General features: G+C 62.5%; 34 protein-coding genes. 33 read left to right on the plus strand and 1 reads right to left on the minus strand.

The genetic code is table 11. From position 1 onward, the window contains the following. From AC1DE1_RS13655 to AC1DE1_RS13815, 33 genes are all read left to right on the plus strand, one after another. Positions 1-417: EF-Tu C-terminal domain-related protein (locus AC1DE1_RS13655; protein WP_477176731.1), on the plus strand; the 417-nt coding region annotated here is incomplete at its 5' end. Between the two features lie 666 nt (positions 418-1,083). Then, entirely contained in the window at positions 1,084-1,395 is a 312-nt protein-coding gene (gene rpsJ, locus AC1DE1_RS13660) for a 30S ribosomal protein S10 (protein WP_017461875.1), read from the plus strand. 20 nt (positions 1,396-1,415) lie between these two features. Then, positions 1,416-2,057: a 50S ribosomal protein L3 gene (gene rplC, locus AC1DE1_RS13665; protein ID WP_046972913.1), complete on the plus strand. Its 642-nt coding sequence runs from the start codon at positions 1,416-1,418 to the stop codon at positions 2,055-2,057. An 11-nt stretch (positions 2,058-2,068) separates the two neighbouring features. After that, on the plus strand, positions 2,069-2,671 hold the full coding sequence (gene rplD / locus AC1DE1_RS13670; protein ID WP_204634037.1) for a 50S ribosomal protein L4: 603 nt from the start codon (positions 2,069-2,071) through the stop codon (positions 2,669-2,671). Continuing rightward, the gene (gene rplW, locus AC1DE1_RS13675; RefSeq protein ID WP_046972911.1) at positions 2,668-2,961 is read left to right on the plus strand and encodes a 50S ribosomal protein L23; all 294 of its coding nucleotides are present in this window, start codon (positions 2,668-2,670) and stop codon (positions 2,959-2,961) included. The genes rplD and rplW overlap by 4 nt, the downstream gene beginning before the upstream one ends. Positions 2,962-2,979: 18 nt before the next feature. Then, complete coding sequence (gene rplB / locus AC1DE1_RS13680; protein ID WP_046972910.1) at positions 2,980-3,801, plus strand: 50S ribosomal protein L2; 822 nt, start codon at positions 2,980-2,982, stop codon at positions 3,799-3,801. 12 nt (positions 3,802-3,813) lie between these two features. Continuing rightward, entirely contained in the window at positions 3,814-4,086 is a 273-nt protein-coding gene (gene rpsS, locus AC1DE1_RS13685) for a 30S ribosomal protein S19 (protein WP_046972909.1), read from the plus strand. Continuing rightward, positions 4,086-4,421 carry a 50S ribosomal protein L22 gene (gene rplV / locus AC1DE1_RS13690; RefSeq protein ID WP_046972908.1) on the plus strand — a complete coding sequence of 112 codons (336 nt, stop codon included), beginning with the start codon at positions 4,086-4,088 and terminating at the stop codon, positions 4,419-4,421. The genes rpsS and rplV overlap by 1 nt, the downstream gene beginning before the upstream one ends. Positions 4,422-4,435: 14 nt before the next feature. Further along, the gene (gene rpsC, locus AC1DE1_RS13695; protein ID WP_121881668.1) at positions 4,436-5,185 is read left to right on the plus strand and encodes a 30S ribosomal protein S3; all 750 of its coding nucleotides are present in this window, start codon (positions 4,436-4,438) and stop codon (positions 5,183-5,185) included. An 11-nt stretch (positions 5,186-5,196) separates the two neighbouring features. After that, positions 5,197-5,610 (plus strand): 50S ribosomal protein L16, encoded by a 414-nt coding sequence (gene rplP, locus AC1DE1_RS13700; protein WP_019464892.1) that lies wholly within the window; start codon positions 5,197-5,199, stop codon positions 5,608-5,610. Position 5,611: 1 nt separating this feature from the next. Beyond that, a complete protein-coding gene (gene rpmC, locus AC1DE1_RS13705) occupies positions 5,612-5,797 on the plus strand; it encodes a 50S ribosomal protein L29 (RefSeq protein ID WP_046972906.1) in 186 nt (61 codons plus the stop codon). Positions 5,798-5,809: 12 nt separating this feature from the next. Further along, positions 5,810-6,070 carry a 30S ribosomal protein S17 gene (gene rpsQ / locus AC1DE1_RS13710; RefSeq protein ID WP_038620426.1) on the plus strand — a complete coding sequence of 87 codons (261 nt, stop codon included), beginning with the start codon at positions 5,810-5,812 and terminating at the stop codon, positions 6,068-6,070. 14 nt (positions 6,071-6,084) lie between these two features. Then, positions 6,085-6,453 carry a 50S ribosomal protein L14 gene (gene rplN, locus AC1DE1_RS13715; protein ID WP_038620422.1) on the plus strand — a complete coding sequence of 123 codons (369 nt, stop codon included), beginning with the start codon at positions 6,085-6,087 and terminating at the stop codon, positions 6,451-6,453. Between the two features lie 14 nt (positions 6,454-6,467). After that, a complete protein-coding gene (gene rplX / locus AC1DE1_RS13720; protein ID WP_441605431.1) occupies positions 6,468-6,782 on the plus strand; it encodes a 50S ribosomal protein L24 in 315 nt (104 codons plus the stop codon). Between the two features lie 10 nt (positions 6,783-6,792). Next, on the plus strand, positions 6,793-7,335 hold the full coding sequence (rplE, locus tag AC1DE1_RS13725) for a 50S ribosomal protein L5 (RefSeq protein WP_441605432.1): 543 nt from the start codon (positions 6,793-6,795) through the stop codon (positions 7,333-7,335). A gap of 22 nt (positions 7,336-7,357) precedes the next feature. Then, the gene (gene rpsN / locus AC1DE1_RS13730) at positions 7,358-7,663 is read left to right on the plus strand and encodes a 30S ribosomal protein S14 (protein WP_441605433.1); all 306 of its coding nucleotides are present in this window, start codon (positions 7,358-7,360) and stop codon (positions 7,661-7,663) included. Between the two features lie 220 nt (positions 7,664-7,883). Beyond that, positions 7,884-8,279 carry a 30S ribosomal protein S8 gene (gene rpsH, locus AC1DE1_RS13735; protein ID WP_441605434.1) on the plus strand — a complete coding sequence of 132 codons (396 nt, stop codon included), beginning with the start codon at positions 7,884-7,886 and terminating at the stop codon, positions 8,277-8,279. A 10-nt stretch (positions 8,280-8,289) separates the two neighbouring features. After that, the gene (gene rplF, locus AC1DE1_RS13740) at positions 8,290-8,817 is read left to right on the plus strand and encodes a 50S ribosomal protein L6 (RefSeq protein WP_441605435.1); all 528 of its coding nucleotides are present in this window, start codon (positions 8,290-8,292) and stop codon (positions 8,815-8,817) included. An 83-nt stretch (positions 8,818-8,900) separates the two neighbouring features. Continuing rightward, positions 8,901-9,260 carry a 50S ribosomal protein L18 gene (gene rplR / locus AC1DE1_RS13745; RefSeq protein ID WP_477176730.1) on the plus strand — a complete coding sequence of 120 codons (360 nt, stop codon included), beginning with the start codon at positions 8,901-8,903 and terminating at the stop codon, positions 9,258-9,260. Between the two features lie 117 nt (positions 9,261-9,377). After that, positions 9,378-9,887, plus strand: coding sequence for a 30S ribosomal protein S5 (gene rpsE, locus AC1DE1_RS13750; RefSeq protein ID WP_046972899.1), 510 nt, complete (start codon positions 9,378-9,380; stop codon positions 9,885-9,887). After that, positions 9,880-10,077, plus strand: coding sequence for a 50S ribosomal protein L30 (gene rpmD, locus AC1DE1_RS13755; protein ID WP_046972898.1), 198 nt, complete (start codon positions 9,880-9,882; stop codon positions 10,075-10,077). The genes rpsE and rpmD overlap by 8 nt, the downstream gene beginning before the upstream one ends. Further along, positions 10,077-10,514 (plus strand): 50S ribosomal protein L15, encoded by a 438-nt coding sequence (rplO, locus tag AC1DE1_RS13760; protein ID WP_199045596.1) that lies wholly within the window; start codon positions 10,077-10,079, stop codon positions 10,512-10,514. Before rpmD ends, rplO begins: the two co-directional genes overlap by 1 nt. A 4-nt stretch (positions 10,515-10,518) precedes the next feature. Beyond that, entirely contained in the window at positions 10,519-11,844 is a 1,326-nt protein-coding gene (secY, locus tag AC1DE1_RS13765) for a preprotein translocase subunit SecY (protein WP_441605437.1), read from the plus strand. 137 nt (positions 11,845-11,981) lie between these two features. Further along, on the plus strand, positions 11,982-12,338 hold the full coding sequence (gene rpsM / locus AC1DE1_RS13770; RefSeq protein WP_046972895.1) for a 30S ribosomal protein S13: 357 nt from the start codon (positions 11,982-11,984) through the stop codon (positions 12,336-12,338). A 12-nt stretch (positions 12,339-12,350) separates the two neighbouring features. Then, positions 12,351-12,737, plus strand: coding sequence for a 30S ribosomal protein S11 (gene rpsK / locus AC1DE1_RS13775; RefSeq protein ID WP_007513384.1), 387 nt, complete (start codon positions 12,351-12,353; stop codon positions 12,735-12,737). Between the two features lie 11 nt (positions 12,738-12,748). Then, positions 12,749-13,375 carry a 30S ribosomal protein S4 gene (gene rpsD, locus AC1DE1_RS13780; RefSeq protein ID WP_046972894.1) on the plus strand — a complete coding sequence of 209 codons (627 nt, stop codon included), beginning with the start codon at positions 12,749-12,751 and terminating at the stop codon, positions 13,373-13,375. A gap of 16 nt (positions 13,376-13,391) precedes the next feature. After that, entirely contained in the window at positions 13,392-14,390 is a 999-nt protein-coding gene (locus AC1DE1_RS13785) for a DNA-directed RNA polymerase subunit alpha (RefSeq protein WP_441605438.1), read from the plus strand. A gap of 302 nt (positions 14,391-14,692) precedes the next feature. Beyond that, positions 14,693-15,073 carry a 50S ribosomal protein L17 gene (gene rplQ / locus AC1DE1_RS13790; RefSeq protein WP_477176729.1) on the plus strand — a complete coding sequence of 127 codons (381 nt, stop codon included), beginning with the start codon at positions 14,693-14,695 and terminating at the stop codon, positions 15,071-15,073. 265 nt (positions 15,074-15,338) lie between these two features. Next, entirely contained in the window at positions 15,339-15,836 is a 498-nt protein-coding gene (locus AC1DE1_RS13795; RefSeq protein ID WP_441605439.1) for a disulfide bond formation protein B, read from the plus strand. Between the two features lie 15 nt (positions 15,837-15,851). After that, a complete protein-coding gene (locus AC1DE1_RS13800; RefSeq protein ID WP_441605440.1) occupies positions 15,852-17,237 on the plus strand; it encodes a class II 3-deoxy-7-phosphoheptulonate synthase in 1,386 nt (461 codons plus the stop codon). A 232-nt stretch (positions 17,238-17,469) separates the two neighbouring features. Then, positions 17,470-19,152 carry an MASE1 domain-containing protein gene (locus AC1DE1_RS13805; protein WP_477176728.1) on the plus strand — a complete coding sequence of 561 codons (1,683 nt, stop codon included), beginning with the start codon at positions 17,470-17,472 and terminating at the stop codon, positions 19,150-19,152. A gap of 221 nt (positions 19,153-19,373) precedes the next feature. Continuing rightward, positions 19,374-20,078 carry a c-type cytochrome gene (locus AC1DE1_RS13810; RefSeq protein WP_477176733.1) on the plus strand — a complete coding sequence of 235 codons (705 nt, stop codon included), beginning with the start codon at positions 19,374-19,376 and terminating at the stop codon, positions 20,076-20,078. Continuing rightward, on the plus strand, positions 20,075-21,358 hold the full coding sequence (locus AC1DE1_RS13815) for a c-type cytochrome (RefSeq protein ID WP_477178075.1): 1,284 nt from the start codon (positions 20,075-20,077) through the stop codon (positions 21,356-21,358). Before AC1DE1_RS13810 ends, AC1DE1_RS13815 begins: the two co-directional genes overlap by 4 nt. A 15-nt stretch (positions 21,359-21,373) precedes the next feature. On the opposite strand, the gene AC1DE1_RS13820 is transcribed toward AC1DE1_RS13815, so the two are convergent. Beyond that, positions 21,374-22,354 (minus strand): NAD-dependent epimerase/dehydratase family protein, encoded by a 981-nt coding sequence (locus AC1DE1_RS13820; RefSeq protein WP_477176726.1) that lies wholly within the window; start codon positions 22,352-22,354, stop codon positions 21,374-21,376. Between the last annotated feature and the right edge of the window lie 13 nt (positions 22,355-22,367).

A 22,367-nucleotide genomic window follows, 5' to 3' on the forward strand; every position in this document is an offset into this window, starting at 1 on the left:
ACGGGCGTGGAAATGTTCCGCAAGCTGCTGGACCAGGGCCAGGCAGGCGACAACGCCGGTCTGCTGCTGCGCGGCCTGAAGCGTGACGACGTCGAGCGTGGCCAGGTGCTGGCCAAGCCGGGCACGATCACCCCGCACACCGATTTCGAAGCCGAAGTCTATGTGCTGTCGAAGGACGAAGGTGGCCGTCATACCCCGTTCTTCAAGGGTTACCGTCCGCAGTTCTACTTCCGCACGACCGACGTGACTGGCGCTTGCCAGCTGCCGGAAGGCGTGGAAATGGTGATGCCGGGTGACAACGTGAAGATGGTGGTCAGCCTGATCCACCCGATCGCGATGGACGAAGGCCTGCGTTTCGCCATTCGCGAAGGCGGCCGCACCGTCGGCGCCGGCGTGGTGGCCAAGGTCATCAAGTAATACCCTTCGGGCTGCCACCTTCGGGTGGCAACCTGGAAAAAAAGCCGGCCTCTGGGCCGGCTTTTTTTATGTGACTTGTACGGATTGCGCCCCTTGCTCGTCATTCCGGCGCAGGCCGGAGGCGTTCTTCAACAGCCGAATGGCTGGTCATCCAGTAGCAGCATGGTTTGATGGTCGCGATAGGGGTGGATGCTTTGTTGGCTCGTTCGCGAACACCGCATTTGGTCGCCACTGGATCCCGGCCTGCGCCAGGATGACGAGCAAGAAAACCAACGAATCATGCAAAAAGAACCGCTTAGGGCTTTTCTTCCGCCGAATAGTCAGCTATAGTCGCCGTCTTGCCTGTCGCCGGACCTAGGTTCGGGCGACCTTACAGCGAAATGAGGCACAGGAAGTGCTTCGAGTTCGCTGGCCTGGATGGCCAATACGCAAGAGAGGGCTCGGACGACGAAGCATGACGCTTTGTTGACCTGGCCATTTCGCGCGTTTTATACTTTTCCGTCTAGGCGGGCCCGTTTTGGGCCTGCCTAGTCTTTTAAGGTCGGTTTGAGGTGTGGCGTCAGCCACCCAAGAAACGACTGGTTGTTGGCAGTAAAGGGTTGTGCGGGTGGGCGAGAAGCTCACTCGAATCACAAGAATTGTTCTTTCGATAACAGGACACGGTTTATGGCGAACCAAAAGATTCGCATTCGGCTCAAGGCGTACGATCACCGTCTGATCGATCGCTCGGCCAGCGAGATCGTCGAGACTGCCAAGCGCACTGGCGCAACGGTGCTCGGCCCGATTCCGCTCCCGACCAAGATCGAGCGTTACACCATTCTGGTGTCGCCGCACGTCGACAAAGATGCCCGCGACCAGTACGAAACCCGTACCCACAAGCGCGTGCTTGACATCGTCGACCCCAACGACAAAACCGTGGACGCGCTCATGAAGCTGGACCTCGCCGCTGGCGTGGACGTTCAGATCAAGCTTGGTTGAGCGAGAGACAGGATACGAAGATGAGTATCGGACTAGTTGGCCGCAAGTGCGGCATGAGCCGACTCTTCACTGAAGATGGCCGTTCGATTCCGGTGACCCTCATTGAGGCCACCCCGAATCGCGTCACGCAGCTGAAGACGGAAGAAAATGATGGTTACAGCGCTGTGCAGGTCGCAGCCGGCGTCAAGCGCGCCAGCCTGCTGACGCAGCCGCTGAAGGGTCACTACGCGAAGGCCAAGGTTGAGCCGGGTCGTGGTCTTTGGGAGTTCCGCGTGTCTGCCGACGACCTCGGCAAGTACAGCGTGGGCGCCGAGATCAAGGCCGACGACGTGTTCCAGGCAGGTCAGATCGTTGACGTTGCCGGCGTGTCGAAGGGCAAGGGCTTCCAGGGCACCATCAAGCGCTGGAACTTCACCATGGGTGACGCGACCCACGGTAACTCGCTGTCGCATCGTGCGCCGGGTTCTATCGGTCAGCGTCAGACCCCGGGTCGCGTGTTCCCGGGCAAGAAGATGTCGGGCCACATGGGTGCGGTCAACCGCACGCAGCAGGGCCTGGAAGTGGTCAAGGTCGACGCCGAGCGTCATCTGATCGCGGTGAAGGGCGCGGTGCCGGGTGCTACCGGCGGCGACGTCGTCATCCGTCCGACGACCAAGGGCTGAGGAGAGACGCCATGGAACTCAATGTTATTGGCGCCAAGCCGCTCAACGTGTCGGACGAAGTGTTCGGCGGTGAGCTCAAGCAGGCCCTGATCCACCAGGTCGTCATCGCCTATCAGGCGGGCGGCCGTGCCGGTACCCAGTCGCAGCTGTCGCGCGGCGAGATGTCCGGCACCACCAAGAAGTTCAAGAAGCAGAAGGGCGGCGGCGCCCGTCACGGTGACTACCGTGCACCGATCTTTGTCGGTGGTGGCCGCACGTTCGCTGCCAAGCCGCGCAGCTACGAGCAGAAGGTCAACCGCAAGTCGTATCGCGTTGCCATCCGTTCGATCCTTGCTGAGCTGATCCGTCAGGACCGTCTGAAGGTGGTCGAGAGCTTCGGCATCGATACCCCCAAGACCAAGGCGATGGTTGCCAAGCTGGCTGAACTGCAGGTCTCGGGTCGCGTGCTGCTGGTGTCGGAAGACGCCAACGAAGCCACCTTCCTGGCCGCGCGCAACATCCCGTACATCCACGTCGTGGACGTGCTGGCTCTGAACCCGGTCAGCCTGGTCGGTTCGGACCACATCGTCATGACCGTCGATGCGGTGAAGAAGATCGAGGAGTGGCTGGCATGAGCAACGAACGCATTCTGAATACGCTGCGTGCGCCGCACATCTCGGAAAAGGCTGCACGCCTGGCCGAGAAGAACCAGTACGTATTCGTGGTTGCTCCCGAAGCAACCAAGGCCGATGTCCGCGCAGCGGTGGAACAGATGTTCGACGTCAAGGTCGAGCAGGTGAACCTCGTCAATGCCAAGGGCAAGGTCAAGTCCTTCCGTTTCCGCACTGGCAATCGCCAGGGCAAGCGTAAGGCCTATGTCCGCCTCGCCGATGGCCAGACCATCGACGTGTCGGCCAAAGCCTGAGCCAGGAGTTGAATTGAGATGGCACTGATCACTCACAAGCCGACCTCCCCCGGTCGTCGCGACGCAGTCAGCGTTCGCACCGAGGGCCTTCACAAGGGCGCGCCGTACGCGGCGTTGACCGAGGCGAAGACCAAGAACGGCGGTCGCAATAACTACGGTCGCATCACCGTTCGCCACCAGGGCGGCGGTCACAAGCAGCGTTACCGCATCATCGACTTCAAGCGCGACAAGGAAGGCATTGCCGCCAAGGTCGAGCGCATTGAATACGATCCGAACCGTACCGCGCATATCGCACTGCTGTGCTATGCCGACGGTGAGCGTCGTTACATCATCGCGCCCAAGGGCGTGCAGGCAGGCGATCGCCTGGTGTCGGGCAGCGATGCGCCGATCAAGGCCGGCAACAGCCTGCCGCTGCGCGCCATTCCGGTGGGTTCGACCATCCACTGCATCGAGATGCGTCCGGGCAAGGGTGCGCAGATTGCGCGTTCCGCCGGCGCTTCGGTCCAGCTGGTGGCTCGCGAATCGGGTTACGCCACGCTGCGTCTGCGCTCCGGCGAAATGCGCCGCGTGCCGGTCGATTGCCGCGCCACCATCGGTGAAGTGGGCAACGGCGAGCACAGCCTGAAGAAGCTCGGCAAGGCCGGCGCCAAGCGCTGGTTGGGTATTCGTCCCACCGTTCGCGGTGTGGTGATGAACCCGGTCGACCATCCGCATGGCGGTGGTGAGGGCAAGACCTCTGGCGGTCGTCACCCGGTTTCTCCGTGGGGTACGCCGGCCAAGGGCTACAAGACGCGCTCGAACAAGCGCACCCAGCAGTTCATCGTGCGTCGTCGCAAGTAATAGGAAACGATCATGCCGCGCTCTCTAAAGAAAGGTCCGTTTGTCGACCTGCACCTCGTAAAGAAGGTGGAAGCCGCCGTTTCCGCCAATAACAAGCGTCCGATCAAGACCTGGTCGCGCCGCTCGATGATCCTGCCGGAAATGGTCGGCCTGACCATCGCCATCCACAACGGCCGTCAGCATGTCCCTGTGCTGGTCAACGAGAACATGGTCGGGCACAAGCTCGGCGAGTTCGCGACGACCCGTACGTTCAAGGGCCATGGCGGCGACAAGAAGGGCAAGTGATGAGCACTGAAGCCAAAGCGATCCTGCGCAGCGCCCGCATTTCGGCGCAGAAGGCACGCCTGGTGGCTGACCTGGTCCGCGGCATGCCCGTGGGCCGAGCCAGCGACGTGCTCCAGTTCACCAACAAGAAGGCCGCAGCCCTTGTTCGCAAGGTGCTGTTGTCGGCTGTCGCCAACGCTGAGAACAATCTCGGCGCCGACGTCGACGACCTGAAGGTCGCGCGCATCTTCGTCGACGAAGGTCCGGCGATGAAGCGCATGTACGCCCGCGCCAAGGGTCGCGGTTCCCGCATCCTGAAGCGCACGAGCCACATCACTGTGGTCGTTGGCAACTAAAGAGGACGTAGACGATGGGTCATAAAGTTCATCCCACCGGTATCCGCCTCGGCATTGCCAAGGACTGGAACTCGAAGTGGTACGCCAATAAGGGCGAATACGCCCAGTACCTCGCTGCTGACCTCAAGGTCCGCGAGATGCTGCGCAAGAAGCTGGCCCAGGCCGGCATCTCCAAGATCCTCATCGAGCGTCCGGCCAAGACCGCACGCGTGACGATTCACACCGCCCGTCCGGGCGTGGTGATCGGCAAGAAGGGCGAGGATATCGAGAAGCTGCGCAAGGAAGTCAGTGACCTGATGGGCGTTCCGGCGCACATCAACGTCAGTGAAGTCCGTAAGCCTGAGCTGGACGCACAGCTGGTTGCCGAGTCGATCGCGCAGCAGCTGGAGCGTCGCATCATGTTCCGCCGCGCCATGAAGCGCTCGGTCGGCAACGCGATGCGCCTGGGCGCACTGGGTATCAAGATCAATGTCTCTGGCCGTTTGAACGGCGCTGAGATTGCTCGTTCCGAATGGAGCCGCGAAGGTCGCGTGCCGCTGCATACGCTGCGCGCCGACATCGACTACGGCACCGCCGAGGCTCATACGACCTACGGCGTCATCGGCATCAAGGTGTGGATCTACAAGGGCGAAATCTTCGACCTTGCAGCAGCCGGCCAGGAGTCGAAGGAAGAGCAGTCCCAGCCGCGCCGTGAGGGTGGTGAGGGTCGTCGTGAAGGGCGTCGCGAGGGCGGTGAAGGCCGTCGCGAGCGGACGGCGAAGTAAGGAGAGTTGCCATGCTGCAACCTAAGCGAACCAAATACCGTAAGCAGTTCAAGGGCCGTAACGATGGTCTGGCTTTCTCCTCGAACCTCGTCAGTTTTGGCGAGTTCGGTCTGAAGGCAACCACCTTTGGCGCCCTGACCGCTCGTCAGATCGAAGCCGGTCGTCGTTGCATCACCCGTTTTGTGAAGCGCGGCGGCAAGCTGTGGATCCGTGTGTACCCGGATAAGCCCATCACCAAGAAGCCCATCGAAGTTCGAATGGGTGCCGGTAAGGGTGGCGTCGAATACTGGGTCGCTCCGATCCAGCCGGGCCGCATGCTCTATGAAATCGAGGGTATCGACGAGGCGACGGCACGCGAGGCGTTCCGCCTGGCCGCCGCCAAGCTCTCGGTCCAGACCCAATTCGTGACCCGGGCGGTGATGTGATATGGCCATCAAAGATTTGACCACCAAGTCGGCCGACGAGCTGAACAAGCATCTGCTGGACCTCCGCAAGGAGCAGTTCAATCTGCGCATGCAGAAGGGCACCGGCCAGCTCAATCAGCCGCACCAGCTGCGCCGCGTTCGGCGCGACATCGCCCGCACGAAGTTCGTGCTCGGCGGAAAGAAGTAAGGGACGGCTGATATGAGCGACAACCAAAAGCAGACGCGCACCCTCGAGGGCCGCGTCATCAGTAACAAGATGGACAAGACCGTGACGGTCCTGATCGAGCGCCAGGAACAGCATCCGCTGATCGGCAAGATCATCCGTCGTTCGACCAAGCTTCACGCACAGGACGACCTGGGCGCGAACGAGGGCGACCTGGTCCGCATTGCAGAATGCCGTCCCTTGTCCAAGACCAAGCATCACCGCGTGGTCGAAATCATCACGCGCGCTAACGTCTAAGGGAGGGTGCAGACATGATCCAGATGCAAAGCACGCTATCCGCGGCCGATAACAGCGGTGCTCGCGAACTGATGTGCATCAAGGTGCTCGGCGGCTCCAAGCGCCGTTACGCCGCGATCGGTGACGTTATCAAGGTCACCGTGAAAGATGCCATCCCCCGCGGCAAGGTGAAGAAGGGCGAGGTGTACAACGCCGTGGTGGTTCGTACCGCCAAGGGTGTGCGCCGTCCCGATGGCTCGCTGATCCGTTTCGACGGCAACGCAGCGGTCCTCCTCAACAACAAGCTCGAGCCGATTGGCACCCGTATCTTCGGGCCGGTCACTCGCGAGCTGCGCAGCGAGAAGTTCATGAAGATCGTCTCCCTCGCGCCCGAAGTGCTCTGAGCGGAGACTAGACCATGAACCGTATCCGCAAGGGTGATCAGGTCCTCGTGATCACCGGCAAAAACAAGGGTCAGCGCGGCGACGTGCTGCGCGTTGATGGCGACCGCGTGTTCGTCTCCAACGTGAACCTGGTCAAGCGTCACACCAAGCCGAATCCGCAGGCCAACCAGGCCGGTGGCATCGTCGAGCGTGAGGCTTCGATCCACCTCTCCAACGTCCAGCTGTTCAACTCCGCCACGGGCAAGGGTGAACGCGTTGGCGCCAAGACGCTCTCTGATGGGCGTAAGGTGCGCGTGTTCAAGTCCTCCGGCGAAGTCGTGGACGCGTAAGGAATTAACTATGACGACGCGTCTCGAAAACTTTTACAAAGACCAGGTCATCCAGAAGCTCACCGAGCGCTTTGGTTACCAGAACGTGATGCAGGTTCCCCGCATCACCAAGATCACGCTGAACATGGGCGTGGGCGAAGCGGCGGGCAACAAGAAAGTGCTCGAAAACGCCGTGGCCGACATGGCCAAGATCGCCGGCCAGAAGCCGATCCAGACCAAGGCCCGCGTGTCGGTTGCCTCGTTCAAGATCCGCGACGGCTGGCCGATCGGCTGCAAGGTCACCCTGCGCCGCGCGCAGATGTGGGAATTCCTCGATCGCCTGATCAACATCTCGCTGCCGCGTACGCGCGACTTCCGTGGTGTGTCGGGTCGCGCTTTTGACGGCCGCGGTAACTACAACTTCGGCGTCAAAGAGCAGATCATCTTCCCGGAAATCGACTTCGACGCCGTCGACGCGATGCGTGGCATGGATATCTCCATCACCACCACCGCCAAGTCGGACGACGAAGCCAAAGCGCTGCTGGAAGCCTTCAGCTTCCCGTTCCGCAACTGATACACGCGAGAGATATCTATCCATGGCAAAGACCTCGATGGTCAACCGCGATATCAAGCGGACCAAGCTCGTCAAGAAGTACGCCGCCAAGCGCGCCGAACTGAAGGCGATCGTGCTGAGCCCCAACGCCTCGTATGACGAGAAGATGGAAGCCCAGACCAAGCTGCAGAAGCTGCCGCGCGACGCGAGCCCGTCTCGCCAGCGCACCCGCTGTGCTCTGACCGGCCGTCCGCGCGCCGTGTATCAGAAGTTCGGCTTGGGCCGCAACAAGCTGCGCGAAGCCACCATGCGTGGTGACGTGCCTGGCCTGCGCAAGGCCAGCTGGTAATACCCCAAACAGGGCGTTGACGGGTTTCGGCCCGTTGGCGTTCGATGCGGCGGTGGGCATCAGCCTGCCGCCGTTGGCGCGATTTATGCGCTGATGTTCGCAAAGTCGGAAAAAGCTGTTATAGTCGTCGGTCTGCGTTCCGCAGGTCGGCACTGTGCCGGCTCACAATTGAATTGATTTCCGGTTTTTCGGATATCGGTGCACTCTGAAGGATGTTTTCATGAGCATGACTGATCCCATCGCCGATCTGTTTACGCGCATCCGCAATGCCCAGCTCACGGGCAAGCAGACCGTAAACATGCCGTCGTCGAAGCTGAAGGTGGCCATCGCCAACCTTCTCAAGAATGAGGGCTATATCCTCGACGCCAAGGCCTCCTCCGTGGAAGGCAAGCCGGTGCTCGAGATCAAGCTCAAGTATTTCGAAGGCCGTCCGGCTATCGAAACCATTGCCCGTGTCAGCCGTTCCGGTCTCCGCGTCTACCGCGGCAAGGACGAGTTGCCGAAGGTCCTCGGTGGCCTGGGTATCTCGATCATCTCGACTTCCGCCGGTCTGCTGACCGACGCGCAGGCCCGTTCGAAGGGTCTGGGCGGCGAAGTCATCGGCCAGGTCGCATAAGGAGCCGACGATGTCCCGCGTAGCCAAACAACCGATCAACCTGCCCAAGGGCGTTGAAGTCAAGTCCGACGCCAACGGCATTTCCGTCAAGGGCCCGAAGGGCACCCTGGCGATCCATCACCTGCCGGGCGCCTCGATCAATATCGACAATGGCGTGGCCAACATCGTTCTCGCCGAAGGCGCGGACGACAAGTTCGGTGGCACCCTGCGCGCGCTGCTGGCCAACATGGTCAAGGGCGTGTCCGACGGTTACGAGCGCAAGCTCGAGCTGGTCGGCGTGGGCTACCGTGCTTCGATGGCCGGCAAGTCGCTGAACATTGCCCTGGGCTTCTCGCATCCGGTCGTGTTCGAAGCGCCCGAAGGCATCACCATCGAAACCCCGACGCAGACCGAAATCCTGATCAAGGGTTCGGACAAGCAGCGCGTGGGCGAGGTGGCCGCCAAGATCCGTGGCTTCCGTCCGCCGGAACCCTATAAGGGCAAGGGCGTGCGCTACTCCGGCGAGAAGATCACCCTGAAGGAAGCCAAGAAGGCGTAAGCGGTCCCTCGCGAAAGAGCAGCCATCCATGGCTGCACTCTTCAAAAAGGCTAAAGCTGCTTGTCGATCCGCTTCTAGGAACTATGACGATGAACAAGAACGAATCCCGCCTGCGTCGCGCCAAGTCGACTCGCTCCCACATCCGCAAGCTCGGTGTGGCGCGCCTGTCGGTCCATCGCACCGGTCAGCACCTGTACGCACAGGTGTTCGACGCTTCGGGCACGAACGTGGTGGCAGCTGCCTCCACCGTGCAGAAGTCGGTTGCTGAAGACCTCAAGGGCACCAAGAACCTCACTGCTGCCGCCGCTGTCGGCAAGGCCGTGGCTGAGCGTGCGCTGGCCGCTGGTATCGAGTCCGTGGCGTTCGATCGCTCGGGCTTCCGCTACCACGGTCGCATCAAGGCGCTGGCCGATGCGGCCCGCGAAGCCGGCCTGAAGTTCTAAGGCCGCCTGGTATCGGGTGCCGGTTCGCCGGCACTTGATGCCAATAGAAGTACCCACAACTCCAAGCGGCTCAGCCGCAAGTAAAAGTCCCGGTTTGCCGGGCACATGGAAAAAAACATGTCTTCTACCGATCGCGAAAATTCAGACGGCCTGCTCGAGAAGCTGATTGCCGTTAACCGCGTGGCCAAGACCGTCAAGGGTGGCCGCCAGATGAGCTTCACTGCGCTGACCGTGGTCGGCGACGGCGAAGGCCGCGTGGGTTTTGGTTATGGCAAGGCGCGTGAAGTGCCGGTCGCCATCTCCAAGGCCATGGAACGCGCCCGCCGCCAGATGGTGAGCATCGACCTGAACAACGGCACCCTGTGGTACGCCATCAAGGCCAACCACGGCGCAGCCCGCGTGTTCATGCAGCCGGCTTCCGAAGGTACCGGCGTGATCGCCGGCGGCGCCATGCGCGCTGTGCTGGAAGTGGTGGGCGTGAAGAACGTGCTCGCCAAGGCCGTTGGTTCGCGTAACCCGATCAACCTGGTCCGCGCGACCATCAAGGGCCTGCAGGCCGTTGCCTCGCCGAAGCAGATCGCTGCCAAGCGTGGCAAGACCCTGGAAGAGGTGCTGGGCAATGGCTAAGAACAACGAAACCGCCGCCACCGTGCGCGTGCGCCTGGTCAAGGGCCTGCGCGGTGTGCAGAGCCGCCATCGCCTGAGCGTGAAGGCGCTCGGCCTGAGCAAGCTCAATGACGTCCGTGAACTGAAGGACAGCCCGCAGGTCCGCGGCCTGATCAACACGGTCTATTACCTCGTGCGGGTTGAGGAGTAATCACCATGCGTCTTAACGACATCAAGCCGGCCGCCGGCTCCCGCAAGACTCGCCTTCGCGTGGGTCGCGGTATCGGTTCGGGCCTGGGCAAGACCGCCGGTCGCGGTCACAAGGGTCAGCACGCTCGCGCGGGCGGCACCCACAAGTACGGTTTCGAAGGCGGTCAGATGCCGCTGCAGCGTCGCCTGCCGAAGGTTGGCTTCCGCTCGCTGAAGAAGAAAGAAAGCCAGGAAGTGTTCCTGTACCAGCTGGCCACCCTGAAGGCTGACGTGATCGACACGATCGCGCTGCACCAGGCAGGTCTGATCGACAGCCATGCCAAGAAGGTCAAGGTTGTCCTCAAGGGCGAAATCGGCCGCGCCGTGAAGCTGTCGGGCGTGCTGGCTACGGCCGGCGCCAAGGCAGCGATCGAAGCTGCCGGCGGCAGCGTGGAGTAATCACGTGGCGTCAGCCCAGGGCACATCGCTCGGATCGCTCGGCAAGCTGACGGAACTGCGTCAGCGCATCTTCTTCGTGATTGGTGCGCTGATTGTCTTCCGTCTCGGTTCCTTCATCCCGGTTCCCGGCGTCAATCCGGAAGCCATGACGAACCTGATCGAGCAGGGCGGCGGCCTGATGAACATGTTCAACATGTTCTCGGGTGGCTCGCTGGCACGTTTCTCGGTGTTCGCGCTCGGCGTGGTGCCGTACATCTCTGCCTCCATCGTGGTGCAGATGATGGGTTCGGTGATCCCGAGCCTGCAGGCGCTGCGTAAAGAGGGTGAGTCTGGTCGTCGCAAGATGACCATGTACACCCGCTTTGGCACGGTAGGCCTGGCGGCATTTCAGGCGTTCAGCATCGCCATGGCGTTGCAGAAGCAGACCGCCCTGGGTGGCGCGCCGGTGGTGTATACGCCTGGCATGGGTTTCGTCATGTCGTCGGTGGTTGGCCTGACGGCCGGCACGATGTTCCTGATGTGGCTGGGTGAGCAGATCACCGAGCGCGGTATCGGCAACGGCATTTCGCTGCTGATCTTCGCCGGCATCGTCTCCGGCCTGCCCGGTGCGGTGGCGCACACGCTGAGCATGGCCAACAACGGTGAGCTCTCGGTCATCAAGATGCTCATGGTGGTTGCCGTGATCCTGCTGGTGACGGCGTTCGTGGTGTACATGGAGCGCGCCCAGCGGCGCATCACCGTGAACTACGCGCGTCGTTCCGGTGGACAGCGGGCCTACATGAACCAGACCTCGCACCTGCCGCTGAAGGTCAATATGGCCGGCGTGATCCCGCCGATCTTCGCCTCAAGCTTGCTGCTGTTCCCGGCGACGGCTGCTACCTGGTTCGGCCAGGGTCATCAGGCGCGCTGGATCACCGAGCTGACCCAGGCGCTGACCCCGGGCGAACCGCTGTACGACATCGTCTTCGCGGTGCTGGTGATCACTTTCGCCTTCTTCTATACGGCGATCGTGTTCAACTCCCAGGAGACGGCAGACAACCTCAAGCGCTCCGGCGCCTTGATTCCGGGCATCCGCCCGGGCCGCTCCACGGCTGACTACATCGACAACGTGATGACCCGTCTTACCGGTGTCGGCGCGCTGTACCTGGTGCTGGTCTGCCTGGTTCCATCGTTTATGCAAAAAGCGTGGCACGTCCCGTTCTACTTCGGTGGCACCTCTCTGCTCATCGTCGTGGTCGTGGTGATGGATTTCACTGCTCAGGTGCAGGCGCACTTGGTCAGTCACCAGTACGAAAGCCTGCTGAAGAAGGCCAACCTCCGCCGCAACTGATGGCTGCTGGGGTGGTGTGAAGTTGGTCTAAGTCGGAGGGCGGCGGTACCCCAGGTACCGCAGGGCTTTCCTAATGGGTTGTTTAAGGTTAGAATTGCGCGTTTACCGCGCACGAAACGCATCGGAGAAAGTACATCATGGCGCGCATCGCGGGTGTCAATTTGCCGGTCCAGAAGCATGTCTGGGTTGGCCTGCAGAGCATTTACGGGATCGGCCGCAGCCGGGCCAAGAAGGTCTGCGCGGACGCTGGCGTGGTTCCTACCACCCAGATCAAGTCCCTGAGTGAAGGCGAGGTGGAGAAGATCCGCCACGAAATCAGCAAGTACGTCGTTGAAGGCGATCTGCGTCGCGAGGTGGGTATTGCCATCAAGCGTCTGATGGATCTGGGTTGCTACCGCGGTCTGCGTCACCGCCGTGGTCTGCCGGTGCGCGGCCAGCGCACGCGTACCAATGCACGCACCCGTAAGGGTCCGCGTCGCGCCATCAAGAAGTAACGGATTCCGAACATGGCTAAGCCTGTCAAGACCAAGAAGAAGATCAAGCGCGTTGTCACGGATGCCGTGGCCCACGTGCAGGCCTCCTTCAACAACACCATCGTCACCATCACCGATCGCCAGGGCAATGCCCTGTCGTGGGCGACTGCCGGCGGCGCGGGTTTCCGCGGCTCGCGTAAGTCGACCCCGTTCGCTGCCCAGGTTGCCGCCGAAAAGGCTGGCCGCGCTGCTGGCGACTACGGTGTGAAGACCGTGGAAGTGCGCATCAAGGGCCCGGGTCCGGGTCGTGAGTCCGCCGTGCGTTCGCTGAACGCGCTGGGCTACAAGGTGCTCAACATCATCGACGTCACGCCGATTCCGCATAACGGCTGCCGTCCCCCCAAGAAGCGTCGAGTCTAAGGAGCATACCCATGGCCCGTTATCGTGGAGCTACCTGCAAACTCGCCCGTCGTGAGGGTGCAGATCTCAGCCTGAAGAGCCCGGCGCGCGCGCTGGACTCCAAGTGCAAGCTGGAAAACAAGCCCGGCCAGCATGGCGCCAACAAGCGCATGCGCATGTCCGATTACGCCAACCAGCTGCGTGAAAAGCAGAAGGTCAAGCGCATCTACGGCGTGCTCGAGCGTCAGTTCAGCAACTACTACTCCAAGGCGTCGACCCTCAAGGGCAACACCGGCGAGAACCTGCTGCGCCTGCTCGAAAGCCGTCTGGACAACGTTGTTTACCGCATGGGTTTCGCGGTCACCCGCGCCCAGGCCCGTCAGCTGGTCAGCCACAAGGCTGTGCTGGTCAACGGCAAGAAGGTGAACATCCCCTCGTACCAGGTCCGTCCGGGCGACGCGGTTGCACTGACCGAGCGTGCGCGCACTCAGCTGCGCGTGCAGGAAGCGGCAACCGTGTTCGACACCATGGACCTGCGTCCGCAGTGGGTCGAAGTCGACAGCAAGAAGTTCGAAGGTACGTTCAAGTCGATGCCGGACCGCGGCGATCTGCCGACCGACATCAACGAGAGCCTGATCGTCGAGCTCTACTCGAAGTAATCAACCGGAGCCCTGCATGGCAGTTTCGTCAACTAGCGTGCTGCGCCCTCGCGGCCTCAGCGTCGAGCAACTCGGAGCCAACCGCGCCAAGGTGGTGGTCGAGCCGCTCGAGCGTGGTTTTGGCCACACCCTGGGCAACGCGCTGCGCCGCGTGCTGCTCTCCTCGATCCCTGGCTCTGCCATCGTCGAGGTAGAAATTGATGGCGTGCTGCACGAGTACACCACCCTGGAAGGCCTGCAGGAGGACGTCATTGAAGTCCTGCTCAACCTCAAGGACGTGGCGATTCGCCAGCATTCGGGTGATGAAGTCACCCTGACCTTGTCCAAGAAGGGCAAGGGCGTGGTCACCGCCGGCGACATCGCCGTCGACCACTCGGTGGAAATCATCAACCCCGAGCATGTGATCTGCCACCTGACCAAGGACATTGCCCTCAACATGCGTTTGAAGGTGCGTCGCGGCGTCGGCTACCAGCCGGCCAGCTCGCGCCAGCATCCGGATGACGAGGCTCGTCCGATTGGCCGCCTGCAGCTCGACGCGTCGTTCGCGCCGGTCCTGCGTGTTGCCTACGAAGTTGACGCCGCTCGCGTTGAGCAGCGCACCAACCTCGACAAGCTCGTGCTCGACATTGAAACCAACGGCACCATCGGTGCGGAAGACGCGGTTCGCAAGGCCGCTGAAATCCTCAACGACCAGCTGTCGGTGTTCGGTGACTTCTCGCGTCGCGAGAGTGCCACCGACAAGGCGGAGAAGGGCGGTTTCGATCCGCTGCTGCTGCGTCCGATCGACGATCTGGAGCTCACCGTGCGTTCGGCAAACTGCCTGAAGGCCGAGAGCATCTACTACATCGGCGACCTGGTGCAGAAGACGGAAGTCGAACTGCTCAAGACGCCGAACCTCGGCAAGAAGTCCCTGACCGAAATCAAGGACGTGCTGGGTGGTCGTGGTCTCGCGCTCGGTATGAAGCTTGAAAACTGGCCGCCGCCGGGTCTGTCCCACGGCATGCAGCTGGGTTAAGTGTTTTGGCGGTCGTTCGCGACTGCCGGCTGTAACGGCAAACTGGCGAGCGTACTTCGGTGCGCTCGCCAGCTGCTAAAGCGGTATCAAGACCGCACGATGTTTTGGGTGACTACTTTGGTCGCCGGTATTGGTGCTCTGACGAGTGTTCTACCCTCGGATTTTGCAGACACCTGAAACGGCCAGCTTGGCCGTCTTGCTCAATAAGAGCCCGTAGTACCAAGGGCTTCATCAGCGGGTAACCGCGGGAAGTCGGACCTAACCGCCGGCTTTTCATAACAACAGACATAGAGAGTATTGCCATGCGCCACCAGAAATCCGGTCGCAAGCTCAACCGCACGAGCAGCCACCGCGAAGCCATGTTCAAGAACATGGCCGCGTCGCTGATCAAGCACGAGCTGATCCGCACCACCCTTCCCAAGGCGAAGGAACTCCGTCGCGTCGCCGAGCCGCTCATCACGCTCGCCAAGACCGATGGCGTTGCCAACCGTCGTCTCGCTTTCGCGCGTCTGCGCGACAAGCAGGCCGTCGGCAAGCTGTTCGTCGAGCTGGGTCCGCGTTACCAGGCCCGTCCCGGCGGCTACCTGCGCATCCTCAAGTGCGGCTTCCGCCCGGGCGACAACGCTCCGATGGCGTACGTCGAGCTGGTCGATCGTCCGCAGACCGACGAAGCCGCCGAGTAATCGGTAGCAACAAGTGTTTTGCAAAACCCTGGCAGGGCAACCTGCCGGGGTTTTTGCTTTTTGGGGCGGGGAGTGGGAGTGCTGCCATGGGACGCTCAAGCGCCTCGGCGTGGCATTTCAGCTGACCGCGGCCGCGGGAAGTTGCGGTTTGGCGAGCACGCCGCCGACCTGCGACTGCGCCACCAGCGCGTGGGTGAATCGGCAGGGCTGACAGGGGCGGGGCAAGCGGGTAATGTCCGCTTTCGCATTGCAGCACAGTCAGGTCATGAACCCTTTCCGTTGGTCGTATCGCGCCACCTGCTTCGCCGGTTTCTTCATCTGCGTGGCTCTGCTGGGCTTTGCCCTGTACGCCGAGCACGTGCTCAACATGATCCCGTGTCCGCTGTGTATTTTTCAGCGCATCGCCTTCATGGTGATGGCCGTGTTTTTCCTGCTAGGCGGCTTGCATGCACCGCGCGGGGGCGCGCGCTGGATTTATACCGGTGGCGTCCTGCTGGGCGCCCTGGGCGGCATCGTCACGGCGGCGCGCCATCTTTGGCTGCAGACGCTGCCTGCCGATCAGATTCCCGCATGTGGCCCGAATCTCGGCTACATGATGGATACGTTCCCCTTCGCCAAAGTGCTAAAACTGGTGTTCACCGGCTCGGGCGAGTGCGCCAAGATCGAACCGGTGCTTGGCCTGCCCATGCCGGCGTGGACGCTGATGTGGTATGTGCTGCTGGTGATCGCGGCGGTCGTCGCCGCCACACGCAAGCGAGTCTGAGCAAGGTCGTTTTCTATGTCGCAGGTCATGCCCGTCAAGCCTTCACCCTCAGCAGATCTGGAAGGCTGGTCGCCACAAAGTTGGCAGGGCCGCCAGGCGTTGCAGCAGCCGCTCTATGAGGACGCCGCCGAACTGGCGCGCGCCACCGATCAGCTGGCCACGCTGCCTCCGCTGGTCACCTCGTGGGAAGTGCTGTCCCTCAAAAAAGCGCTGGCCGAAGCGCAGGAAGGGCAACGTTTCTTGTTGCAGGGCGGCGATTGCGCCGAGAGTTTCGCCGACTGCACCAGCCCGATCATTTCCAACCGGCTCAAAGTGCTGTTGCAGATGAGCCTGGTGCTGGTGCATGGGCTGAAGAAGCCGGTGCTGCGCGTGGGCCGGTTTGCCGGCCAATACGCCAAGCCGCGCTCGACCGATCACGAGACGCGCGATGGCGTGACCCTTCCGAGTTTTCGCGGCGACGTGGTCAATGGACCGGAGTTCACGCCTGAAGCGCGTCGAGCCGACCCGCAGCGCCTGATTCAGGGGCATGCGCATTCGGCGCTGACCATGAATTTTGTGCGTGCGCTGATCGATGGCGGTTTTGCCGATCTGCACCATCCTGAATACTGGGATCTGGCCTGGGTGGAGCACTCGCCGCTGGCGGCCGAATATCGCCGCATGGTCGCGGCCATCGGAGATTCATTGCGTTTCATGGAAACGCTGGCCGGGCCGATTGCCGGTTTCTCCCGCGTGGATTTCTTCACCTCGCACGAAGCGCTGCTGTTGCACTACGAGCAGGCGCTGACGCGCAAGGTGCCGCGGCACCAGGGTTGGTTCAACCTGTCCACGCACTTTCCGTGGATCGGCATGCGTACCGCGGCGCTTGATGGCGCCCACGTTGAATATTTCCGTGGCATTCGCAATCCAATCGCGGTGAAGGTGGGACCCTCGGTCACGCCGGATCAATTGCTGCCCGTCATCGATGCCTTGAACCCGGAAGACGAGCCCGGCCGCCTCACCTTGGTCCACCGCATGGGCAATGGTCTCATCGGCAGTGCACTGCCGCCCTTGCTCGAGGCCGTCAGGCGGGAAGGGCGCCGTGTGCTGTGGGTGGCCGATCCCATGCATGGCAATACCGAAACCACCTCCAATGGGTATAAGACGCGCCGTTTCGACAATATCCGGGGCGAGCTGGACCAGGCCTTCGATATCCATGCGGCCTCGGGAACGCGACTGGGCGGCGTGCATCTGGAATTGACCGGCGAAGACGTGACCGAATGCATGGGTGGCGCCCGCGATCTCAACGAGGCGGATCTTGATCGCGCCTACAAGTCCATGGTCGACCCGCGGCTCAACTACGAGCAGTCGCTGGAGCTGGCCATGTTGATCGTGCGCAAATCCGTCGGCTCGTCGCCGCGCTGACCGGCTGTGCGCGTGAACCTGCAAAAAAAGATGTGAAAAACAGCGCCCGGCCCCGTCGCCGGGCTTTGTTTTTGCATGGAGAACGGCAAAGGCCCGCGACTGCCGCGATGCAGCGCGTTGCGTAGGACGTTTCCTGCGACAATCGGCGACTCGCTGACGGCCCGATCTCACCGCTCCGCAACGCCTGGACCGGTCTCACGCGTTTATTGAAACAGGGGTTTGGCACCACTCGATGGGCACGGCAACGAAAGAATACGGCGACGCAGGGAAACGTGCGGCGCTCCACGCAAAGCTTCGCCAGGTCGGCGTTGTCGTCGCTTATGCGGTGGGTTTCTCGCTGCTCAAGGAAATCTCCACTTCCCACTGGAACATGATTGCCGGCCTGCGCCTGCTGTGTCTGCTGGTGGTGCCGTATCGCTACTGGCCGGCCATGATCATCGGCGAGACGATCCCCCTGATCGGGCTGGGTTGGGCCTACCATGACCGTTTTGGAACACTCTGGGCACTTTCGGTCACTGTGTCGCCGATGCTGGTGACCGCACCGGTCATTGCCTGGTGCCGGCGCCGCGTGCCTGTGTGGGCGGACGGCCGGGTGAACATCGCCGCGATCATGACCTGCATTCTTGCCGGCAGTACCGTCAGCGCTCTGGTCAATAGCGCTTCGTTTGCCACGATGACGTTCCGGGCAAGCGAAAAACCTCATCCGCTGACGGTGCACACGGTGCTCGAGTATTTCCTGGGCAGTTACCTTGGTGCGCTGACCCTGGTTCCGCCAGTATTCGCCTGGCTGAGTTGGTCGGGTCGGCAGGTGGTGGGTGTCCCCTCGATTAAGCGAGAGGCATTGATCGATTGCCTCAAGGGCGTGGTGCCGTCGCTGCTGCTGCTGATCTGGCTGGCCTCGACCCAGCTTGGCGATGAGGTGGTGGCCGTCGCCCGCATGGCCATGTTCCTGCCGGTGGCATGGCTGACCCTGCGCCTGGGCTGGCAGGGTGCGGCCATCGGTGGCCTGCTCGCCAGCATCGCCGTCGAGCTCACCATGACGGTGGAGCGCGACCCGGCCGTCATGCAGGCGCAGGCACTCATTTCCTTCGCCGTCTCCAGCTTGATCATGCTGGGCGCACGCCTGGCGCCGAAGTCGGTCGGTGATCAGGACGGGCGCCTGGAAAGCAACGAGAGCCTGCGTGGATTCCTGTTGGCGCAGCAAGGCCTTTATCAGGAGGAGTTGCGCCTGCGCCACGTGGCCGAGTCGCTCGATCGCCTGGGCCAGTCGATGCGCGATGGCCAGCACCGCATGATGGAGCGCCTGCGACCGGTGCTGCCGGCCAGCATGGAGCAGACCTATGCACGGCACCTGGATCTGACCCAGCTGGAAATGCAGCGCCTCGCCGACGCCCTGCATCCGCGCGCCTGGCGTGAACATGGTTTGGCGGCGACCTTCGAGAGCGGTCCATTGTCGAAGGCCGCCTCGCTGGTGGGCGCGGTCTACAGCTGCACGCTCACCGGCAGCGGCCTCAACCTGCTGGCGCCCGACGTCCACATGATGCTCTACCGCCAGGCCTGCGAAGTGCTGGTGTACATGCTGGCGCGCGAGCCGATGAAGCGCGTGCGCGTACATATTCGCGGCGGCTGCTCGCACGGCCGGCGCTGGGTAGTGTTGCGCATGAGCGCCGTTCGCTCGGCGCCTGCGCAGCGCGGTCGGCCGGTACCCGAATGGCGCCAGCTCGTATCGCTGCTCGGCACCAATGGACAGGGCATGGCCACCGTGCGCGAACGCGCGCTCATCTACGGTGGCGTGGTGCACGAACGCGAGAGCCAGGATCATCTTGGCGTGACCCTGCTGTTGCACGACGCGTTGCGCGTCGACACGCCGGCTTCGCTGCAGATGCCGCCGCTGGATCGAGCGGTGTCGGCCTGACCCACACGGGAAATCGACAGCACCGGGATCAAGCTTGTGCGGCATGATGTCGCTAAATCGCGCCGTCTGATGGTTTGATCCTGCACAGCGCGGATGCGCGCCTATAATCGACCACCGTTGCGGCGCGGCACGTTCTCGCCGCGCACTCAGGCGTAGGTCGGGGAAACATGAAAACCCTTTCAGCGAAGTGGTCGCAGGCCGGGCGCGCATGGGGCGCATGGATGGCGTTGATCTTGTTGGCGCATGTTGGCCTTGTCCACGCACAGGACGCGCCGCATCCTGTTATTCCCGACACGCTGCAGCAACGCATTGCTGCATGCACCGCCTGCCACGGCGCGCATGGTGAAGGCACGCCGGAAAGCGGATTTTTTCCGCGCCTGGCGGGTAAGCCCGCCGGCTATCTCGCGCGCCAGCTGAAGGATTTCCAGCTGGGCCTGCGCAAGTACGGTCCGATGGAATACACCGTGCGGCAGCTCAGCCCCGAATACATGCACGAGATTGCCGAGTACTTCGCCGCGCAAGAGGTTCCTTACGCGCCTTCGCCGTTGCCCCGCATCACCGCGCAAGCGCAAGAGCGCGGCGAAACGCTGGTGCTGCATGGTGATCCGTCGCGCCAGATTCCCGCTTGCCAGTCTTGCCATGGCAGTCAGCTCACCGGCGTGCAGCCCGATATTCCGGGACTGGTCGGCTTGCCGTACGACTACCTGAGCTCGCAGCTCGGCTCATGGCGGACAAAAACGCGAGCGATGACGGCACCGGACTGCATGGCGGAAATCGCCAATCGCCTGAGCGACTCGGACATCACCGCCGTGTCGGCATGGCTGGCCAGCCGTGCACTGCCGGCCGACATGCACGCGCAGGCGCCAGGGTCGGTGACGCCGCCGCTTCGTTGTGGCGTGCTTGGCGACAAGGGAGACGGCGCATGAAGCGCATGGCGATCATCGTTGTCGTGGTTCTGCTGCTGGCCGGTGGCTGGTGGTGGTTCCAGCATGAGGCGAAGCCTTCCGTGGCGCCATCCACCAGCAGGGCCGATAGAGCGAGTTTGAAGGATCCGGCGCTGATCGCGAAGGGCGAATACCTCACAGCGGTGGGTGATTGCGCGTCGTGCCACACCGCCCAAGGTGGCGAGCGTTACGCAGGTGGACGCGTGCTGCCTACGCCGTTCGGAAATATTCCCTCGCCCAATATCACGCCTGATCACGCGACTGGGTTGGGTGACTGGAGCTTCGAGGATTTCTGGCAGGCGCTGCACAGCGGCAAGGGACGCCAGGGTGAATTGCTGTATCCGGTGTTCTCCTATACCTCCTACACCAAGGTGTCGCGCGACGATGCGTTGGCGATGTTCGCCTATCTGCAATCGTTGGCGCCCGTGCATGCGCCAGCGCAACAACCGACGCTGGAATTTCCATACAGCGTGCGCAGCGGACTGAAGGCGTGGCGCGCGTTGTATTTCCATGAAGGCGAGTTCCAGCGCGATGCGTCGAAATCCGATGCATGGAATCGCGGCGCGTATCTCGTGCAGGGCTTGGGCCATTGCAACGAATGCCATGCACCGCGCGATTCCTTGGGCGGGCAGGAAGGCAAGGCTTCGCTGGCCGGCGGACAGATTCCCGCGCAAAACTGGTACGCGCCGGATCTGAGCATGCAAGCCAATGGCGGCCTTGCCGGCTGGAGCGAGCAGGACATCGTCGATCTGCTGAAGACGGGTCAGTCCGCGCGCGGCACGGCGTTTGGCCCCATGGCCGACGTGGTGGTGCAGAGCACGCAGCATCTGCACGATGAAGACCTGCGTGCGATCGCCACCTATCTGCAATCCTTGCCGCCGCGGGCCGCAACAAAGTCGCAGGAATCGTTGCTCGACACGCACGCCATCATGGCGCAGGGCGCGAAGGTGTACGAACAGCGTTGCGCGGATTGCCACGGCAAGGACGGCAACGGCGTGGTGGGTGTCTATCCGCCGCTCAATGGCAATTCTTCGGTGAATGAGCCGACCGCCATCAATGCGATGCGCGTGGTCCTGCTGGGCGGATTTGCGCCGGTGACCAAGGGCAATCCGCGGCCTTATTCGATGCCGCCGTTCGCGCAGCAATTGAGCGACGCCGATGTTGCGGCGGTGGTGACCTACATCCGCAGGTCGTGGACGAACTCCGCCTCGGTGGTGATGGAGCGCGACGTCGGCAAATACCGCCACACGCCGATCGACTGATCGGCGCTGCGCGTATCACGCCGGCGCATCTGCGTGGCCGGCGACCTTGCTGATGCAGCCGGCACCGACAAGTGCTGCGCGAACCGCCTGGTCGAATGGCGTATAGAGCTCGTTTCCAAGGAACGCCTTGAGCTTGGCATCGTCGAGCTGGACGCGGTCGCGCCACAGATAGCGCATCTTGCAGAGCTCGCGCATGGTTTCGTTGAACGGCGAGGCGAGCTGCGCCAGCCACCAGGGAAAACGCCCAGCCTTGATCGTGTCGTCGCCGGTGGCATGACGCACGGCGTCGAGCATGGCGTGCCCGTCGACCCAGTGGCCGCCGAAATGAAAGCGCTCAAACGGTGCCAACTCCGCTTCGCGATCGAGGAGGCGTACCAGCGTCTGAGCGACATCCGGCAAATAGGCCCAGCTATGGCCGATGCTGTAGTCGCCGGGATAGGCGATGCGCGTGACCGGCTTGCCGGCCTGCAGCAAACCCTGCGCGAACCAGTTGTTGCCGGCGCGCGGTCCAAAGAAGTCGCCGCAGCGAAGCACCAGCACGCGGGCACCTGTCTGCGCGGCGGCCCGCAAACGGCGCTCCATCTCGACGCGAATCTCGCCCTTGCGGGTGCGTGGATGCTGCGGCGCCTCCTCGCCAAGCAGGGGAAAGGCGTCCGGACCGTAGTTGTAGACGGTGCCCGGCAGCACGATGCGGGCGCCATTCGCCTGGGCGGCGGCGATGGTGTTGTCCACCATGGGCAGCACCAACTGGTTCCATGCCTTGTAGCCCGGTGGGTTCACGGCATGGACGATCACGTCTACACCGGCCGCCGCGTCGAGGACGTCGGCGCGCTGCATGGCATCGCCGATGCGCCAGTCGATGGTGTTCGGACCCGCTTCCGGGACCTTGCGGACCAGAGCGCGCACTTGCCAGCCGCGTCGCAGCAGGGCCGTGCAGGTTTCCTGGCCAATCCCGCCGTTGGCGCCGATCACTAGAGCCGTACGCTGCGATTGCATGACAAGTCCTCGT

This window comes from Dyella sp. 05T440, assembly GCF_056395965.1.

Bases quoted from the DNA above. Each gene is read 5' to 3' on its own strand.
- rpsJ (WP_017461875.1), top strand. From the start codon at position 1,084: ATGGCGAACCAAAAGATTCGCATTCGGCTCAAGGCGTACGATCACCGT.
- rplC (WP_046972913.1), top strand. From the start codon at position 1,416: ATGAGTATCGGACTAGTTGGCCGCAAGTGCGGCATGAGCCGACTCTTC.
- rplD (WP_204634037.1), top strand. From the start codon at position 2,069: ATGGAACTCAATGTTATTGGCGCCAAGCCGCTCAACGTGTCGGACGAA.
- rplW (WP_046972911.1), top strand. From the start codon at position 2,668: ATGAGCAACGAACGCATTCTGAATACGCTGCGTGCGCCGCACATCTCG.
- rplB (WP_046972910.1), top strand. From the start codon at position 2,980: ATGGCACTGATCACTCACAAGCCGACCTCCCCCGGTCGTCGCGACGCA.
- rpsS (WP_046972909.1), top strand. From the start codon at position 3,814: ATGCCGCGCTCTCTAAAGAAAGGTCCGTTTGTCGACCTGCACCTCGTA.
- rplV (WP_046972908.1), top strand. From the start codon at position 4,086: ATGAGCACTGAAGCCAAAGCGATCCTGCGCAGCGCCCGCATTTCGGCG.
- rpsC (WP_121881668.1), top strand. From the start codon at position 4,436: ATGGGTCATAAAGTTCATCCCACCGGTATCCGCCTCGGCATTGCCAAG.
- rplP (WP_019464892.1), top strand. From the start codon at position 5,197: ATGCTGCAACCTAAGCGAACCAAATACCGTAAGCAGTTCAAGGGCCGT.
- rpmC (WP_046972906.1), top strand. From the start codon at position 5,612: ATGGCCATCAAAGATTTGACCACCAAGTCGGCCGACGAGCTGAACAAG.
- rpsQ (WP_038620426.1), top strand. From the start codon at position 5,810: ATGAGCGACAACCAAAAGCAGACGCGCACCCTCGAGGGCCGCGTCATC.
- rplN (WP_038620422.1), top strand. From the start codon at position 6,085: ATGATCCAGATGCAAAGCACGCTATCCGCGGCCGATAACAGCGGTGCT.
- rplX (WP_441605431.1), top strand. From the start codon at position 6,468: ATGAACCGTATCCGCAAGGGTGATCAGGTCCTCGTGATCACCGGCAAA.
- rplE (WP_441605432.1), top strand. From the start codon at position 6,793: ATGACGACGCGTCTCGAAAACTTTTACAAAGACCAGGTCATCCAGAAG.
- rpsN (WP_441605433.1), top strand. From the start codon at position 7,358: ATGGCAAAGACCTCGATGGTCAACCGCGATATCAAGCGGACCAAGCTC.
- rpsH (WP_441605434.1), top strand. From the start codon at position 7,884: ATGAGCATGACTGATCCCATCGCCGATCTGTTTACGCGCATCCGCAAT.
- rplF (WP_441605435.1), top strand. From the start codon at position 8,290: ATGTCCCGCGTAGCCAAACAACCGATCAACCTGCCCAAGGGCGTTGAA.
- rplR (WP_477176730.1), top strand. From the start codon at position 8,901: ATGACGATGAACAAGAACGAATCCCGCCTGCGTCGCGCCAAGTCGACT.
- rpsE (WP_046972899.1), top strand. From the start codon at position 9,378: ATGTCTTCTACCGATCGCGAAAATTCAGACGGCCTGCTCGAGAAGCTG.
- rpmD (WP_046972898.1), top strand. From the start codon at position 9,880: ATGGCTAAGAACAACGAAACCGCCGCCACCGTGCGCGTGCGCCTGGTC.
- rpsM (WP_046972895.1), top strand. From the start codon at position 11,982: ATGGCGCGCATCGCGGGTGTCAATTTGCCGGTCCAGAAGCATGTCTGG.
- rpsK (WP_007513384.1), top strand. From the start codon at position 12,351: ATGGCTAAGCCTGTCAAGACCAAGAAGAAGATCAAGCGCGTTGTCACG.
- rpsD (WP_046972894.1), top strand. From the start codon at position 12,749: ATGGCCCGTTATCGTGGAGCTACCTGCAAACTCGCCCGTCGTGAGGGT.
- AC1DE1_RS13785 (WP_441605438.1), top strand. From the start codon at position 13,392: ATGGCAGTTTCGTCAACTAGCGTGCTGCGCCCTCGCGGCCTCAGCGTC.
- rplQ (WP_477176729.1), top strand. From the start codon at position 14,693: ATGCGCCACCAGAAATCCGGTCGCAAGCTCAACCGCACGAGCAGCCAC.
- AC1DE1_RS13795 (WP_441605439.1), top strand. From the start codon at position 15,339: ATGAACCCTTTCCGTTGGTCGTATCGCGCCACCTGCTTCGCCGGTTTC.
- AC1DE1_RS13800 (WP_441605440.1), top strand. From the start codon at position 15,852: ATGTCGCAGGTCATGCCCGTCAAGCCTTCACCCTCAGCAGATCTGGAA.
- AC1DE1_RS13805 (WP_477176728.1), top strand. From the start codon at position 17,470: ATGGGCACGGCAACGAAAGAATACGGCGACGCAGGGAAACGTGCGGCG.
- AC1DE1_RS13810 (WP_477176733.1), top strand. From the start codon at position 19,374: ATGGCGTTGATCTTGTTGGCGCATGTTGGCCTTGTCCACGCACAGGAC.
- AC1DE1_RS13815 (WP_477178075.1), top strand. From the start codon at position 20,075: ATGAAGCGCATGGCGATCATCGTTGTCGTGGTTCTGCTGCTGGCCGGT.
- AC1DE1_RS13820 (WP_477176726.1), bottom strand. From the start codon at position 22,354: ATGCAATCGCAGCGTACGGCTCTAGTGATCGGCGCCAACGGCGGGATT.